The following is a 16,473-nucleotide window of genomic DNA, read 5'->3' on the forward strand; positions in this document are numbered from 1 at the left end:
TATCTGGGGAAGCGGCATAAGACCATCGGCGAATATCTACGATACGGCCATTAGCTTTTTCGCCTTTGCGGCAGGCACCTGAGCCAGAATGTCCTTCTTGCGAAACGAGTCGACGATGGCTGTCAGCGTCATTGTTCCAGCTGCGACCAGATCAAAAGATTTATTAAGCCGCATCCATTCGGACAGCAGTCCACTCATCGCACTTTGCAGTGAACGCGCCGCAATTTCGGGCCGCCATTCGCTTGAAAGCATCCCGCGTTTCTTGGCAAGCGTTGTCAAACGCAAGAGCATCTGATGCACCTCTTCGTTGAGCGTGCGAAGCCGTTCCAGAACCTGCGCCATCTCGCCCACATATTCACAGCGTTGGGTGATAATGGTGAAAACACGCTGCTTGCGCGGATCTCCCGCAAAATTCTCAAGGCAGAAAATACCGGCATCCAGAGCAATATCGAGAGGGTTGCCGACCTCGCAATGAAATGCCTTGGTCAGCAGGTCATCCTGCGGGAGCCGTACCCGCTCGACCACTTCCTGATAGAGTTCGATCTTGTCCTTGAAGTGGAAATAAATAGCGCCACGCGTGACACCCGCATGCGCGGCAATCTGATTGAGTGTCGATTGATTGACACCATGATCCAAAAAGACCGCCTCCGCAGAATCCAGAATGGATTCACGCGTTTCTCCGGCCTCGGCTTTGGTCCTGCGCATAACGCCTCCTTCGCTCGGGTGATCCCTCCTGGGGAAGCCGGAACATCGTCCGTCAGTTATGATCCCGCGGCCTTGTCGTACCGCCGGTTCGATAACCCAAACGTGATCGCGTCCGGTCTGTTTTCGGACACAATATCACGCTTTCTTATATTTACAATCACGGATGTATGTTTGTACATGCACCCAGATATTCCTCGGACAAGCGAATCCTCCCAATGACTTTGCTCGGCACCCGTTTCCTTCCCCTTTTTCTTGTTACAAGCATGACACTGGCATTCAGTTTGCCGGCTAATGCTCAGCAGGCTGGTGGCAAGGCCCCTCCCCCGCCGCAGGTAACGGCAGTTGCCGTTCATCCGGAGGAAGTGGACCTTTCCTACCAATATGCTGCGCGCATCACAGCCTATCGCGATGTGCAGGTGCGCGCCCGTGTCGGCGGCATACTTATGAAGCGCAATTTCGTGGAAGGCTCGGAAGTCAAGGCAGGGGAGCTGCTTTTCGAGATCGATCCTGCTCCTTACGAAGCAGAACTCGCCCGTGTGCAGGCTCAGTTGCAACAGGCGCAGGCACAATATGCACAATCCGTTCGTGATGCGGATCGTGCCCAGACGCTGGTGGATCAGAAAGTCCAGAGTACAGCAGCACGCGATACGGCAATGTCTACTCGAGATCTCAATGCTGCTGCGGTTGCGGCGGCTAAAGCGCAGGTGAGAACAGCTGAACTCAACCTGCAATACACGAAGGTCACCGCGCCCATCAATGGCGTGACGAGCCGCGAGCAGGTTTCGGAAGGCAGTCTTATTGGCACGGATGCCTCTTCAAGCTTGCTGACCTCAATTACCCAGACCGATCCTGTCTATATCAACTTCTCCTTCACGGATACGGAAGCCGCCGAAATCCGCCGTCTGCTTGACGAACGCAAGGCCAAGGGGCTGGAAGCCAACAAGCTTTCGGTCAAACTCTCCTTTGGCGATGGAACTGTCTATAACCATTTCGGTACAATCGACTTTACCTCCAGCAGCCTTGATCTGGAAACGGGTACGCTGGGCGTGCGCGCCATTATCGACAATCCGGATCGGCGCCTCCTGCCCGGGCAGTTTGTCCGCGCGACTGTCACTGGTGTGACTGTCAATGACACCATTGTCATCCCTGAAGCTGCGCTGATGCAGGGGCCTAAAGGTCAGTTTGTCTATGTGGTGAACAAYGAGGGCAAGGCGGAAGTTCGCCCCCTCAACCTTGGTCAGCAAGTCGCCAAAGGCTGGATTGTCTTATCCGGTCTTAATGCCGGTGATCGTGTGGTCACAGAAGGCGTCATCAAGGTCAGGCCGGGACAGGCTGTTGCGGCGACCGATACTGTCAAACAGGCGCTGGTGACCCAATGAACCGTTTCTTCATTGATCGGCCGGTCTTCGCGGCCGTCATTTCGATTATCATCGTTCTGGCGGGTATTGTCGCGATCCGGGTCCTTCCGATCGCTCAATATCCCGAGTTGACGCCGCCGCAGGTGGTTGTCAGCGCCAACTATCCGGGCGCCAGTGCCGAAACAATCGCGCAGACCGTTGCATCGCCGCTTGAACAGCAGATCAACGGTGTTGAAAACATGCTGTATATGCAGTCAACCAACTCGGCCAGTGGCCAGATGCAGCTGACGGTGACATTCGCGCTCGGCACCAATGCTGATCAGGCGACAATCAACGTCAACAATCGCGTGCAGCGCGCCACATCGACCCTGCCGCAAGATGTGACCCGACAGGGCGTGACCGTTGCCAAGCGCTCCACGTCGATTCTTGGCCTCGTGGCTATGTATTCCGAGGGCGGTCAGTTCGACCGCACCTATATCGGCAACTATGCCCTGCTTAACGTGGTTGATGATCTGAAACGTATTCCGGGCGTTGGTGATGCGCAGGTTCTCGGCAATCCAAATTACTCTATGCGTATCTGGCTGCGCCCGGACAAGCTGGCACAATATAATTTGACCCCGACGGATGTGGCCACGGCCGTTCGTGAGCAGAATTCCCAGTTTGCCGCCGGCAAATTCGGTGACCAGCCCGATCCACAGTCGAATGCGTTCACCTATTCCGCTACAACGATGGGCCGCCTGCCTGATGCCAAGGCTTTCGAGAACATTATCCTGCGATCCTCTCCCATTGCAGCGACCTTGCGGCTGGGTGACGTTGCCCGGGTAGAGCTGGGCGCGCAAAGCTATGCGGTGGACAGCAAGCTCAACGGCACGCCTGCCATACCAATCGCGGTCTACCTGCAGCCGGGCGCCAATGCGCTCAACACGATGGACGCGGTGCGCTCCCGTATGGATGAGCTGAAAGCCGCCTTCCCCACGGGCATGGATTATTCGATCCCCTATAACACGACCAAATTCATTCAGGCCTCCATCGATGAGGTTGTCACGACATTCATCGAGGCGATTATCCTCGTTGTTCTCGTCGTCTTCATCTTCCTGCAAAACTGGCGAGCAACACTTATCCCCGTTATTGCCGTGCCGATCTCTATCATCGGCACATTTGCAGGCATGTATGTCCTGGGCTTTTCGATCAACCTCCTGACGCTCTTCGGTCTCGTGCTGGCGATCGGTATCGTGGTCGATGACGCGATTGTGGTTCTGGAGAACGTCGAACGTATCATGTCGACGGAAAAACTGCCGCCGCGCGAGGCAGCGATCAAGGCGATGAGCGAAGTGACCGGTCCTGTGGTCGCCATCGTGCTGGTTCTTTGCGCCGTGTTCGTACCTGTCTCCTTCATGGGCGGACTAGCGGGCGCAATGTACAAGCAGTTTGCTGTCACGATTGCCATGTCGGTGACAATCTCCGGCATTGTCGCGCTGTCGCTGACACCCGCACTCTGCGGCCTGATCCTGAAGCCCGGCCATCACGAACCGGCCCTCCCCTTCCGCATCTTTAACCGGGCTTTTGAACGCATAGCATCAGGCTATACTTCTGGCGTGCGGTTTCTGATCAAGCGGGTCGCCATTGGCCTGACACTGTTTGCCTTCCTGATCGGCGGCACAGCCTACATGTTTTACAAAATACCGGGTTCGCTGGTGCCTGATGAAGATCAGGGTGTGCTCTTGAGCGTTGCGGTGCTTCCGCCCGCGGCTTCGCTGACGCGAACCAAAGCTGCGATGGAACAATCATCGCAGAATTTGGCCAAGCATCCTGCCGCCGAGAACGTCTTTGCCATTGCTGGCTTTGATCTTCTCTCCGGTGGCCAGAAGTCCAATGCTGGTACAACCTTCCTTACCCTCAAGGACTGGAGCCAGCGCAAGACACCGGAACTCGATTCCCGCAATATGGCCGGTCCCATCATGGGCATGAATGCCGGGATCAAGGACGCCATGATCCTTGCGTTCAATCCACCACCTATTCAGGGCCTAAGCACGACAGGCGGCTTTGAATTATACGTGCAGAACCGCGCGGGCAGTGATGTGGCCAAGCTGACAGATGCCACTAACAAAATCGTGGAAGCAGCGTCCAAGCGGCCTGAGCTTACCAGTGTGAGAACAACATTCGACGCGAATGTGCCGCAGTATCAGCTGGACCTCGATCGCGACAAGGCCAAGGCTCTCAATGTTCCCATCAATTCTGTCTTCGATGCGATGCAGGCGTCTTTCGGCAGCCTTTATGTGAATGACTTCACACTCTATGGCCGCAACTATCAGGTCAATCTGCAGTCGGAAGCGGATTTCCGCCGCACGCCCGATGATCTCCGGCAGGTGTTTGTGCGTGCCGATTCCGGTAGCATGATTCCGCTCAGTGCCCTCGTAACGGTGAAGCGCATAGTTGGCCCGGATCAGCTTGAGCGGTTCAATGCCTTCAGTGCCGCCAAGGTGACGGGTAATCCGGCTCCGGGCTATACTTCAGGCGATGCGATCAAGGCTATGCAGCAAGTCGCCAAGGAAACGCTGCCTGAGGGCTTCCAGATCGCGTGGACCGGGTCATCCTTCCAGGAATTGGCGACAAGCGGCACCGGTTCACAGGCGATGATTTTTGGTATCATCATGGTGTTCCTGATCCTTGCTGCACAGTACGAAAAGTGGAGCTTGCCGCTCGCGGTCATTATGGCGGTGCCTTTTGCGCTCTTCGGTGCTCTTGCTGCAACGATGCTGCGCGGGCTGACCAATGACGTGTACTTCCAGATCGGTATGGTGACGCTGATAGGCCTTGCGGCGAAGAACGCGATTTTGATCGTCGAGTTCGCGGTGCTGAAACGTCAGGAAGGCTATTCGGCTGCGGAGGCTGCCATTGAGGCGGCGCGGCTGCGTTTCCGGCCGATTGTGATGACTTCGCTTGCGTTCATCCTTGGTGTTGTACCTCTTGCAATCAGCTCCGGCGCAGGTTCGGCAAGCCGTCACGCCATCGGCACTGGTGTTATCGGTGGTATGCTTGCTGCAACATTTATTGCAACTTTCTTCATTCCAATGTTCTACCGGCTTATTGCCTGGAAAGACCCGGGTAAGAAAAAATCGTCCCTGCCTGATGCGCAACCCGCTCCGGCCCCAGCCGAATAATCATCGAACCCCCTCCCCTCCTCCGAGGTTGAGGGGGTTCCGCTTTCTGGGGCTATAGATCAACCCTTCCTTAGGCGCTAAGAATGAGACTAGCGGTTACAGGAGGAAATAATGGCTGTTCGACGCATAGTGCCAAATCTCGCGGCAAGCGATCCGGAGCTTGCCAGAAAGTTTTATGAAGACCTGCTTGATCTCAAGGTCGTCATGGATCACGGCTGGATACTGACATTCGCTTCTGATGCTGTTTGCAGACCGGAGGTAAGTGTGGCAAGCGAGGGTGGCTCAGGCACTCCCCTCCCCGCTCTTTCCATTGAGGTGGATAATGTTGATGCTGTATATCAACGGGCAAAGGTAGCCGGATTGGAAATCCCTTACGATATCACTAATGAACTATGGGGCGTCCGCCGCTTCTTTGTCCGTGATCCCTTTGGAAACGTTGTGAATATTCTCTCACACGGGTGAGCACACGGGTAAGCGTTAGTTTCGTATTAACCAATTAACAATTTGATTTTACATCATAATATGTCTCATACGGTCATGTCTGCTGGGTTACTTTCCACTAGGAAGTCAATGAACGCACGGATACGTGCAGCCATATGTTCGTGTCCGGCAAAGACTGCATGGATAAATTCGATATCCTCGGGATTATAATCCTCCAGAACCGGAACAAGCGCGCCTACATCAATATCCCTTTGCACGTGGAATTGACCAATGCGTGCGAGCCCAAGTCCGGCGATTGCCAGTTGCCGTACGCTCGAACCATTATTGGCTTTAAAATTACCCTTTACGGCTATTGGGCGAATACGCCCCTCACCCGGATAGCGAAAAGCCCATTCATCCATGCTGCGGCGAAAATTGAATGTCAGGCAGTTATGCTGCGCCAGTTCGTCGGGTGTCTGCGGTACACCATGCTGGGCAAGATAGTCTGGAGAAGCAACAACGACACGGCGGCTCTCGCCGAGCTTGCGCGCCTTCAACCCCGAATCCCGCATGGGACCGGTGCGGATGGCCACGTCGGCGCGCTCTTCAATGATGTCAATAACGCCATCGGACAGTGAGAGATCAAGCTCCACATCCGGATAACGTGCGAGGAACGCCGGGACGAGCGGAACGATATAGCGTGTGCCGAAGCCAACCGATGAGTTCACCCGAAGAAGGCCACGCGGAACTGCAGCGCCACCTGACGTCATTAGCCGTTCTGTCTCGTCGATTTCGGCGATGATACGAGCCGCGCGCTGGTGATACGCCTCGCCTTCCGGCGTCAATTGCAGCGCCCGCGTCGATCGAACCAGCAAACGTGTGCCGAGACGTTCTTCGATCCGTGTAATCAACTTGCTGATTGCCGACGGTGACAGGTTGAGCCGTTCACCGGCAGCCGTGAAACTGCCGCGTTCTACGGCCTCCACGAAGACCTCCATCTCGCCTGCCCGGTTGTTCATGCGAAACACCTCAATTGACTATGTGAATTCAATTCACAGACCTTAGTTTATTTTACTGCATTATAACAGCAATGGGTTTGCGCCATATGTCGATCAACAGGGCGTCCAGGTGGCGCCTCCGTCAACAGAGCAGTTCGCTCGCGATCCAAGAACGGGAGTAACACTCCATGTTAAAGCAGTTTTCGTCCCTCGATCTTATCCGGAAGCCAGGCACAATCACACTCGGCATAGAATTGCCCCTGGATAATGACTGGGCACCGGAACGTGAAGCAAGGCGAGCTGCCGAAGGTCGTCCCTTCGGTGTTCCTGATTTGCGTTTGTACCCGGAACTTGTTCAGCAGGTTGATCGCTCCGGCTTTGCAGCCGTGTGGATGCGCGATGTCCCGGTATTTGATCCGAATAATTTCGGCGATGCTGGATCAGTCTATGATCCGTTCGTCAATCTGGGTTTTCTCGCCGGTATAACCAACAATGTTGCACTTGGAACCGCGGCAGTTGTTCTGCCCCTGCGCCATCCAATGATGGTTGCGAAGGCGGCAGCTTCTGTTGACGCACTTTCCGGCGGGCGCTTGATCCTCGGCGTTGCTTCCGGCGACAGGCCAGTTGAATATCCGCTGCTCGGACTTGATTTTGAAGGCCGCGGCGACGCCTTTCGTGACGCAGTCGCTTATTTGCGCGCAGCTTGGCAATCCAACGGCCTGCCGGTTGCACGTGGACAACTGGAGCCCGCATTTGATCTGCTGCCGAAGCCACCGCGTGGCAATATTCCAATGATCATTGCTGGACAGGGACGCCAGACACCGGAATGGATTGCAGAGCAGATGGACGGTCGCTTCGTTTATCCGAACGGTGTTGAACGACTTGCCGCTCAAGCGAGTGATTGGCGTGCCGCCCGCTCGGCAAACAGTATTTATGACGGTGCGTTTATCAGCGCGTTCCATCTGGATCTTGCGGAGAATGCCAATGAACCCGCCACACCTCGCCGGTTTGGCGCACGGCTTGGCCGCAATGCATTCATTGAGCATTTGCAAAACCTCAATGCCATTGGCGTCGACCATCTGGCATTGCTGCTGCGGCCATCGCAGCGCCCTTTGAACGAAGTTATCGATGAACTGGCGAGCGAGGTCTTGCCACAGTTCAATCAATCCTCATCCGCCCTTCAGACAGCGGCCGAATAACACAGGAGAATATTATGCATTTTGTAACAGCCAATGGAGCCTCTATTCCTGCTTTGGGTTTTGGTACATTTCGTATGCCGGGCGCGGATGTGTTGCGCATGGTGCCGCACGCTTTGAAACTTGGTTTCCGCCACGTCGATACGGCCCAGATCTATGGCAATGAAGCTGAGGTCGGCGAGGGCATCGTCAAGTCAGGTGTTGCGCGTAGTGACGTCTTCCTGACGACCAAGGTCTGGGTTGAGAATTATCGACGGGATGCATTCGTCGCCTCGGTCAATGAGAGCTTGAAGAAACTGAAGACAGATCACGTCGATCTGCTCCTATTGCATTGGCCGAACACTGTGGTGCCGTTTGCCGAGCAGATTGGTGCGTTGAACGAAGTCAAGGCGGCGGGTAAGGTACGACATATTGGCGTGAGCAACTTCAGCACGGCACTGATGGCCGAAGCCATTGCATTAAGCGATGCGCCGCTGGTCACCAATCAGGTGGAGTACCATCCTTATCTCAATCAGAAACCGGTGATTGACGCAGCGCGAGAAGCAGGGATGTCAGTTACCGGCTATTACGGCATGGCCGATGGCGCGGTCTTTGACGATGCGGTTCTCAATGAGATAGCCGTGCGTAATGGCAAGACCGTTGCCCAGATTGTTTTGCGCTGGCTGGTACAGCAGGAGAATGTGATTGCTTTGTCAAAGACTGTGGGTGAGGCCCGTGCCGCCGAGAATCTTGCAATCTTTGATTTCGTGCTTAGTTCGGATGATATGAAGGCGATCCACGCTCTGGCTCGAACCGATGGTCGCATCGTCAGCCCCAACGGTCTCGCTCCGGTCTGGGACAAAGCCGCCTAAGCGAGCCGCGTAAAGTTCGGTCACCTCTGACATAAGGCCAGTATCACCTCCGTTGCTTTCGTAACGGAGGTGAAATGGTATGGAAGTCGCTATATTATCGTTGGAGGGCGATTCGATTTGATGAATATGATTTGTGCATACGTGATCATCGGAGATCGTTGTTGTACGTGTACAACTTATGTGAAGCTCAGCAGGATGTTTGGGGTTGGGTGGCCGGAGAGGCCAAGTTGCCTAAATAACTGCAACTAAGTTGTACGCGTACAACCGTTATTAGCCTTGTTTGGCAAAATTGCACTTAACTGTTGGTTAACCTAAAACAGTTTGCCACTAAAAGAGAATCTCTCCATATTGGAATCAGCGCATATTTTTAAAGTTTGGACGAAAATGCGCAGATGAGAGGTTGGAGATGCTTGATCAGAACCCGGCAGATGCGCCCGCAACGACGTTGCGGTCGTTGATTGCATCTGACGCTGAAGATTTGGCGCGTCAGCTACAAGCTCATCAATCGCGCATTTTCCCGCCGACAGCGCAGAAAACAATTCGTATGTTCACGCCGGCAGAGGCCGCCGATTTTATCGGTATTCACGAAGGGTATCTGCGCCAGATCGTGGCCGATGGTCATGGCCCGGCACCACAGTCGAACGGACGCAGGCTTTATTCCGTCAATGATCTGGAAGAGTTGCGCCGTTTGCTTGACGCCAATGGCAAGAGTGCTGCGAAATATGTGCGGCATCGCCGGGATGGCGAAAAGCTGCAAATCATTTCGATCATGAACTTCAAGGGTGGCAGCGCGAAGACCACGACATCGGCGCATCTGGCCCAGTATCTGGCACTGCGCGGTTATCGCGTGCTTGCCATTGATCTTGATCCTCAGGCGTCGCTCTCGGCCATGTTTGGCCACCAGCCGGAGCTTGATGTTGATCAGAACGAGACGTTGTACGGCGCTATTCGCTATGGTGCTGAACGCCGGCATATCACCGAAATCGTTCGGGCAACCTACACGCCAAACCTGCACATCATTCCGGGTAATCTGGAATTGATGGAGTTTGAGCACGAAACACCGAAGGTTCTGGCTGACAAGCGTCCTGATACGATGTTTTTCTCGCGTATCGGCGAATGTCTTGCGGATATTGAATCCGCCTATGATGTGGTTATTCTGGATTGCCCGCCGCAGTTGGGGTTCCTTTCGCTTTCAGCACTTTGTGCGGCAACGGCCATTTTGATCACCGTTCATCCACAGATGCTTGACGTAATGTCCATGTCGCAGTTCCTGCACATGACCAGCGATCTCCTTGCTGTGGTCGAAAACGCTGGCGGCAAAACTGAATATGACTGGATGCGCTATTTAATTACGCGTTTCGAGCCCAATGACGGCCCGCAAAATCAGATGGCCGGCTTTATGCGGTCAATTTTTGGTAATCGTGTTCTTGAGAGTGAGATGTTGAAATCCACGGCGATTTCCGATGCCGGTTTGACCAAGCAAACTCTTTATGAGGTGGACCGTTCGCTGTTTACGCGTGGCACCTATGACCGGGCTTTGGAAAGCCTGACGCTGGTCAATGGTGAAATTGAGGAATTGCTCCGTAGAACGTGGGGAAGGAAATAACCCATGGCGCGTAAAAACCTGTTTGAAATGACGCCGGAAAGCGACGAAGCAGAATCTGCAACACCAGTGAGGACAACGTTGGGACGACCACTGCTTGGTCTCGATCGTCCTTTGCGGCCTGCAAGCCCTGTAGGGGCTATATCGCAGTCGCTCGATGGTATTTCTGCCAAGGCGCAGCGCGCTGAGGAAATTGAAAAACGTCTTGCGGAAGGGCAGGCTATTATTGAGCTGGATCCTTCACTTGTGGACGCCTCTTTCGTTGTTGATCGTCTTGGTGTTGATGCGGAAGATCAATCCGGCCTGGTTGTACAGATCCGCGAACATGGACAACAGGTTCCCATTCTGGTGCGTCCGCACCCTGAAAGGGAAGGGCGGTTTCAGGTTGCTTATGGGCATAGGCGCCTGGCGGCCGTTAAAGAGATCGGTGGCAAGGTCAAGGCAGTTGTACGTGACCTTACCGATGAGCAGTTGATTGTTTCGCAGGGCCAAGAAAACAACTCACGCACTGATCTGTCTTTTGTCGAGCGCTGCTATTTCGCAGCGAAGCTGGAGACCAAGGGTTTTAACCGTGAGACGATCATGTCATCGCTCGGCGTTGATAAGGCGGCGTTGTCGCGCATGATTGCTCTTGTTAAGCGCATCCCATCGCCATTGATTGAAGCGATTGGCCCAGCACCCGCCTTTGGGCGGCAGCGCTGGGCTGAGATCGCCGACATGCTCGAAGATAAATCGAAGCGCGCACGAGCGCTGAAACACATTGATGATGCGGATTTTCTTGCCGCGAAAAGCGATGCACGCTTCCAAATCATCTTCGATCTGATGAAAATTACCAAAGATAAACCGCGGGTAACGGCCTGGACTGCGCCAGATGGAACATCTCCGGCGAAGATCAAGGAAACCGATGCGGCACTTAGTATAGCATTCGACAAGCGGATTGGTTCGCAATTTGGCGCTTTCGTTGAGCGCAAGCTGCTGACTTTGTTTGAAGAATTCCAGAAGGAAACAGGAGACTAGACACCGCAAAAGAAAAAAGCTCCCGAACGTTGCCGTCGCGGAAGCCCTTCTCACAGTGTGGTAACTTGAGAATCGCATTTCCGGGAATCAGTGTCAAGAGTAATTGGCGTCGTTTGGGCGAGCGTGGATCTTTTGCCTATTGAAAGGTAGAGGACGATGCAGTCGGGGAATGCATTCACGACGCCGTTTGGGCGGCGATCGCTGTCGCTTGGCATGCTGGCAACGCAGGCTGGCGCGATGGAGGTCGATCCAGAGGCTTCGGTCGACAAATGGAAGCTGTTTCGCGCATTGTGCGAGGCAAGGGCGCTGATCGGGATATCCGACCGGGCGCTGGTGGTGCTGAACGCGCTTTTGACGTTCTATCCACACAATGAACTCAGTGAGATGAGCGGGCTGGTGGTGTTTCCATCCAATGCGCAACTGTCATTGCGCGCCCACGGCATGGCACCTGCAACCTTGCGCCGGCATTTGAGCGCGCTGGTGGAAACCGGCGTGATCTTTCGTAAAGACAGCCCCAATGGCAAGCGCTATGCGCGCAAGCCACGAACAGGGGCGACAGGGGCAGGGGAGGGCGGTGAGGCGTTTGGCTTCTCGCTGGCCCCGCTGGTGGTGCGATCGCAGGAATTCGAGGCGATGGCCGAAGAAGTGCGTTCTGAACGGTTGCAGCTGAAGCTGATGAAGGAGAAGGTGACGCTATTGCGCCGTGATATCGTCAAGCTGATCGAGCTTGGCTTTGAGGAGATGCCTCACATTGACTGGAGCGGCCACTACACGGCGTTTCGCGCTGTGATGGATGATATTCCGCGCCAGGCAACGATCCGCGATCTGGAGCCGGTTGTGGACGGGCTTGAGTGCATACAGCTGGAGATCTGCAAGTTGTTGCAGGATAAGCTGAATTTACAACAAACAAGCGCCAGAGAGTCTCATTCTGAGCGCCACAAACAAAATTCAAATACAAAATCCACTTCTGATCTTGAACCCGGCTTTAGAAAAACCCAAGGCCAAACCCACGTGCCAAACACTGCACCCAATGAACCTGCTGAGACGACAGATGCTGAAACGAGGAATATAGGATCAGAAAACCCCGATAGGGCAGGGCCGCTGGCCGCTGCGGCTGCTGGCCCGGCCAATCGTGCTGCGGTAGAACGCGCTGACTTGCCCGCCAGTGAGACTTTTACCTCCGTCTTTGATGCAAAACCCGTTCCGCTCGGTCTTGTCCGCCAGGCTTGTCCCGACATATCAGCCTATGCCAAAAACGGCCTTGCCAGCTGGTCCGAACTGATGGGCGCCGCCATTGTCGTGCGCTCCATGCTCGGGGTCAGCCCGTCTGCCTATGAGGAAGCCTGCTCGGTACTCGGCCAGGAAAACGCCGCCATTGCCATGGCCTGCATCCTGCAAAGGGCCGATCAGATCAATTCCGCCGGCGGTTATCTCAGATCCCTCACCGACAAAGCCGCAAAAGGCGAATTCTCCGTCTGGCCCATGCTCCTTGCCCAACTGCGCGCAAATGGACAACACGTCAGACTCGTCAAAGGAAGGTGAGGAGGTGGAAATTTGAGGCGGGGCTCCAAATATTGTTGAAAGGCGCGATAAATCTTCCAAAATGGAGCCTTGCAGAAAATGCCACGCGATATAATATGACTATCGGTAGTCATATAGGAGTGATCATAGTGAAGGAGGCGCAATTAAAAGACGTGAAGGCAACTTTCTCGGCAATTGTTGATCGGGCCGTTGCGGGGGAACCGACCGTTGTTACGCGCCACGGACGCAAGGAAGCCGTGGTTCTCTCCTTTGAAGAATATGAAAGGCTCTCCAAGGTTCCCAGCTTCGGTGAACTTCTAGCAGCGTTTCCGGGAGAGACGGGTGACGTTCCCGAACGCAGTCAGAAGCCATCGCGATCCTATAGTCCGGAGTTCTGAGCTTGTTCCTGCTTGATACAAACATCGTATCTGCGACATCACCAGTTGCCGCCGCTCAAAGCAACCGCCCTCCAATTCTTGGTTGGCTGGAGTTGCATGGCTCCGAAATTTATCTTTCGTCAGTGACAATTGCTGAAATCTGGCATGGCATTCATCGTGCCGAGCGGATTGAGGCGGTCACCAAGGCCAAAAGGCTGCGCAATTGGGTGACCTTGATCGAGAATTTGTATGGAAGCAGAATTCTCCCATTTGGCATCAAAGAAGCTTACGCAGCGGGTGCCATTCTTGATCGCGCTCGAGCGTATGAGCCCGGTTTTGCAGACGTTGCCGTTGCAGCTACAGCGGATGCCAATGGCTTAACAGTGTTAACCGCCAACGAAAAGCATTTTGATCCAATGGGCGTGAAATGGTGGAACCCATTAAAAGAACTACCGTCGTCGGCATAAAGTGTCGATGGGAGTGACAGTTTTCGAATATGGGTCGATAAAATCGAATTGTATCGACCCATTATCTTCGTCATAAGCGGTTTTGTACAAACACATAAGTTATTGGAAAACGAACAGTTATATATGCCGATAAGAAGAAAACAGACGTGAATGGGAAAGGCAATGGGCCAAGCGGAGAGAGCAGGGAGTTCCAGAAAACACATTGAAATCAGTGCTGTAGAGCCCAGCAAGCGCAGGGATTGGGTGCAGATCTGGAACTTGGACGGCCACAAAGCTAAATCAGACCCGACAGAAGGAGAAGACGGGATAACTCCCGACCGATCCTCGAGCTAGGAGTCCATAATGAAGAAGCTATTCTAAGTATATATGCGTGATAAGTGGAATAATGTAATAAAAACAACGATAATTGGATATTATTGAGAGTTAATTCAGGTGGCCAAGGTGGGTACGAGCATTCACTTCTCACACGCTTCCCATTAAGCTGTGTTGATGAAAGCCCATGCGCCCTTGTTTTTCGCATTCGACAATTCTGGTCCAGACGCAAATGCATGTCTGGGGGAGGTCTATGAGGTGTTCTCGTCGTACCGGCCGGTACGGGGTTTCTGTCGGCAGTGCTTCCCGGTAGAGCAAGAGGAGCAGATATGTGGCCAGAGCAATATTCGCAGGGCGGACTACGCTACTTTTTCGCCAATCTACCTCGAGCATCCCAATTGTTCCGGCGGCCTTACCACATTCCGATATTGGCTACCGCGCGCGCTTGAATGTGCCATATTTGACATGTGCTTGACTCCTTCGTTGCCCGATCAGATTGCCAGACTGGGCTTACTGTCTTGGCCACAAGATGAACAGGCAGCGCTGCGTAATCTATTCAGGCACGCAGCCGTGAATTGGTTTGCGACAGGCAAGACGGCTCCACTAGGGCAGTACTGGCCAGACATTGGTAACGACTGGTCGCAGGATATCTGGACAGCGGAAATCCTGCTCTTGGCCCTGATCTATCTGCGCATCGACCCATCTTCTCTGGCAAATCATATGTTGGCCATGAACACAGTCTGGTCAACGCTCGGCCTCGTGACTGCAATCAGCCCGCTGCGTAATCTTGATGATATTTATCCCGTGCTGGAAAATGCCGAAGACGCAACGGCAATGCACGCTGTGCTGAAGGGGCTCTATCGATACGCTCTGGCTTGCTTTCACCACATCATCACCTACGAAGTGTTGATGCTGAGGTGGGAGGTACACCTAGCCCGTGGCGACGAAAAACTCGCTTCCTATCTGCTCGAGGTGATGGATCGCTACGAGCCACCACAGATGGTTGATCAGACAGACGACGAAATATTTCTGGCCGACTTAACCAAAATCATTAGCGGGTAACCCGCGAACTGATGCCATTCAGAGTGATGGCGCCCAAGCCAATGGCGAAACATGGCAATGTGGGTTGTCTGGTAAGTCACGGCACTCAACCGCGGGCTGATAAACAGCTTTGGGGAACAGAGCTAACGGCATCGAACGACCGGATAGCGGCCGAAATCATCTGACTTCAACAGGAGTACCTGACGATGACTGCTTCACGTCAATCAGTGGATTTCGCAATCGGACCGACGCTTGATCGGCGCGCCGCCCTTCTCGACATGTGTGCGGCGGCGTCCCTATCCGGCACGGCACGGGGAGCACCTACGCCGCCGTTGTCGTCGCGCACCGTCAGCACGGATCGCCACACCACCCACTACCTTGAAAGCGGACCTGCCGATGGGCAGCTGATCGTCTTCGTTCACGGCTTTCCCAGCTCGAGCCTGATATGGCGCGCTCAGATGGAAGCCTTTGCCGTGGATGGATGGCGTTGCATCGCTCCTGATATGCGTGGCTATGGTGGTTCTTCGGCACCTTCGGCCAGGGACGCCTACGCTATGAAGGAAATCGTCAAGGACATGGCGGAACTTCACGATCACCTTGGCGGCAAACCCGCCGTCTGGGTGGGTCACGACTGGGGAAGCATCGTCGTCGGTTCGCTGGCCGCCCATGAGACCAAACGATGCCGCGGCGTCGTGTTGACCTCCTGGGCGTATTTTCCGCAGGGCAACAGCCTGGACACGCTCGTCTCGCTGGTCGACCGCGATATCTATCCCGCCGAAGAGTATCCCGATGGCCAGTGGGATTATGCCCGCTACTATAATACGCATTTCGACCAGGCGGTCGCCGACCTCAATACTGACAAGGCCGCATATCTGGCATCGGCCTATCGATCCGGCAGTCCTGCTTCCGTCGGCACGGTATCGCCGATGGCTAAAGTCACGCGCAACGGAGGCCGCTTCGGAGCTGCCCACCGTGCCCCGCCGACGCAGCCCGATGCAGCTCTATGGCCAGTGGCGGACTTCGAGGCGCTGGTAAAGTCGTTCGACGCGCATGGGTTCCATCCGCCTTGCTCCTGGTATGTGAATGACAAAGCCAACATTGCCTATGCGCGGGAAGCGCCCGATGAAGGTCGATTGTCGATGCCGGTGCTATTCGTCAACGGCGACTATGACCAGATCTGCAGCATCCTCGGCAATCGCCAGGGGGATCCAATGCGCGCCGCCTGCGGTGACCTGAGTTTTGTGAGCTTGCCCAGCGGCCATTGGCTGCCGTTGGAACGTAAGGCTGAGCACATACAGGCGATCCGCGATTGGCTCGACAGAAAAAACTTGTAGCAGTGGTGTCGATCTCATCTCTGGTACGGAAACCAGATCGGCTCAGCACGATGTCAGGCACTTGCATGTAAGGAGCGGCACGTAGCGTTAGTGTTGGTATCGGTCATGGTTT

The 16,473-nt window shown here is 54.5% G+C and carries 14 protein-coding genes; 12 read left to right on the forward strand and 2 right to left on the reverse strand.

Annotated features, from left to right (window positions below; genetic code table 11):
• Positions 1-36: 36 nt before the first annotated feature.
• On the reverse strand, positions 37-705 hold the full coding sequence (locus tag AB4Y96_RS15605) for a TetR family transcriptional regulator (protein ID WP_441918360.1): 669 nt from the start codon (positions 703-705) through the stop codon (positions 37-39).
• A gap of 263 nt (positions 706-968) precedes the next feature.
• Between AB4Y96_RS15605 and AB4Y96_RS15610 the strand changes: the two genes are divergently transcribed.
• The 3 genes from AB4Y96_RS15610 (at position 969) to AB4Y96_RS15620 (ending at position 5,686) form a co-directional block, all read left to right on the forward strand.
• Positions 969-2,084: an efflux RND transporter periplasmic adaptor subunit gene (locus AB4Y96_RS15610; RefSeq protein ID WP_244518567.1), complete on the forward strand. Its 1,116-nt coding sequence runs from the start codon at positions 969-971 to the stop codon at positions 2,082-2,084.
• Complete coding sequence (locus tag AB4Y96_RS15615) at positions 2,081-5,224, forward strand: efflux RND transporter permease subunit (RefSeq protein WP_441918361.1); 3,144 nt, start codon at positions 2,081-2,083, stop codon at positions 5,222-5,224. The genes AB4Y96_RS15610 and AB4Y96_RS15615 overlap by 4 nt, the downstream gene beginning before the upstream one ends.
• A gap of 111 nt (positions 5,225-5,335) precedes the next feature.
• A complete protein-coding gene (locus tag AB4Y96_RS15620; RefSeq protein ID WP_441918362.1) occupies positions 5,336-5,686 on the forward strand; it encodes a VOC family protein in 351 nt (116 codons plus the stop codon).
• A gap of 65 nt (positions 5,687-5,751) precedes the next feature.
• On the opposite strand, the gene AB4Y96_RS15625 is transcribed toward AB4Y96_RS15620, so the two are convergent.
• Complete coding sequence (locus tag AB4Y96_RS15625; protein WP_441918363.1) at positions 5,752-6,663, reverse strand: LysR family transcriptional regulator; 912 nt, start codon at positions 6,661-6,663, stop codon at positions 5,752-5,754.
• 167 nt (positions 6,664-6,830) lie between these two features.
• Between AB4Y96_RS15625 and AB4Y96_RS15630 the strand changes: the two genes are divergently transcribed.
• From AB4Y96_RS15630 to AB4Y96_RS15670, 9 genes are all read left to right on the forward strand, one after another.
• Entirely contained in the window at positions 6,831-7,841 is a 1,011-nt protein-coding gene (locus AB4Y96_RS15630; protein ID WP_441918364.1) for an LLM class oxidoreductase, read from the forward strand.
• 14 nt (positions 7,842-7,855) lie between these two features.
• Positions 7,856-8,689, forward strand: a complete 834-nt coding sequence (locus tag AB4Y96_RS15635; RefSeq protein ID WP_441918365.1) for an aldo/keto reductase — start codon at positions 7,856-7,858, stop codon at positions 8,687-8,689.
• Positions 8,690-9,095: 406 nt separating this feature from the next.
• Positions 9,096-10,295, forward strand: coding sequence for a plasmid partitioning protein RepA (gene repA / locus AB4Y96_RS15640; protein ID WP_091886865.1), 1,200 nt, complete (start codon positions 9,096-9,098; stop codon positions 10,293-10,295).
• A gap of 3 nt (positions 10,296-10,298) precedes the next feature.
• The gene (repB, locus tag AB4Y96_RS15645; protein ID WP_091886867.1) at positions 10,299-11,309 is read left to right on the forward strand and encodes a plasmid partitioning protein RepB; all 1,011 of its coding nucleotides are present in this window, start codon (positions 10,299-10,301) and stop codon (positions 11,307-11,309) included.
• 156 nt (positions 11,310-11,465) lie between these two features.
• Complete coding sequence (repC, locus tag AB4Y96_RS15650; protein WP_441918366.1) at positions 11,466-12,851, forward strand: plasmid replication protein RepC; 1,386 nt, start codon at positions 11,466-11,468, stop codon at positions 12,849-12,851.
• Between the two features lie 128 nt (positions 12,852-12,979).
• Positions 12,980-13,228 (forward strand): type II toxin-antitoxin system Phd/YefM family antitoxin, encoded by a 249-nt coding sequence (locus AB4Y96_RS15655; protein ID WP_091884490.1) that lies wholly within the window; start codon positions 12,980-12,982, stop codon positions 13,226-13,228.
• A 2-nt stretch (positions 13,229-13,230) separates the two neighbouring features.
• Entirely contained in the window at positions 13,231-13,674 is a 444-nt protein-coding gene (locus tag AB4Y96_RS15660; protein ID WP_441918367.1) for a PIN domain-containing protein, read from the forward strand.
• Positions 13,675-14,469: 795 nt separating this feature from the next.
• On the forward strand, positions 14,470-15,048 hold the full coding sequence (locus AB4Y96_RS15665) for a hypothetical protein (protein WP_441918368.1): 579 nt from the start codon (positions 14,470-14,472) through the stop codon (positions 15,046-15,048).
• 185 nt (positions 15,049-15,233) lie between these two features.
• Entirely contained in the window at positions 15,234-16,361 is a 1,128-nt protein-coding gene (locus AB4Y96_RS15670) for an alpha/beta fold hydrolase (protein WP_441918369.1), read from the forward strand.
• Positions 16,362-16,473 lie beyond the last annotated feature (112 nt).

This window comes from Phyllobacterium sp. TAF24 (genome assembly GCF_052113785.1).
In the GTDB taxonomy this organism is placed as follows: Bacteria; Pseudomonadota; Alphaproteobacteria; order Rhizobiales; family Rhizobiaceae; genus Phyllobacterium.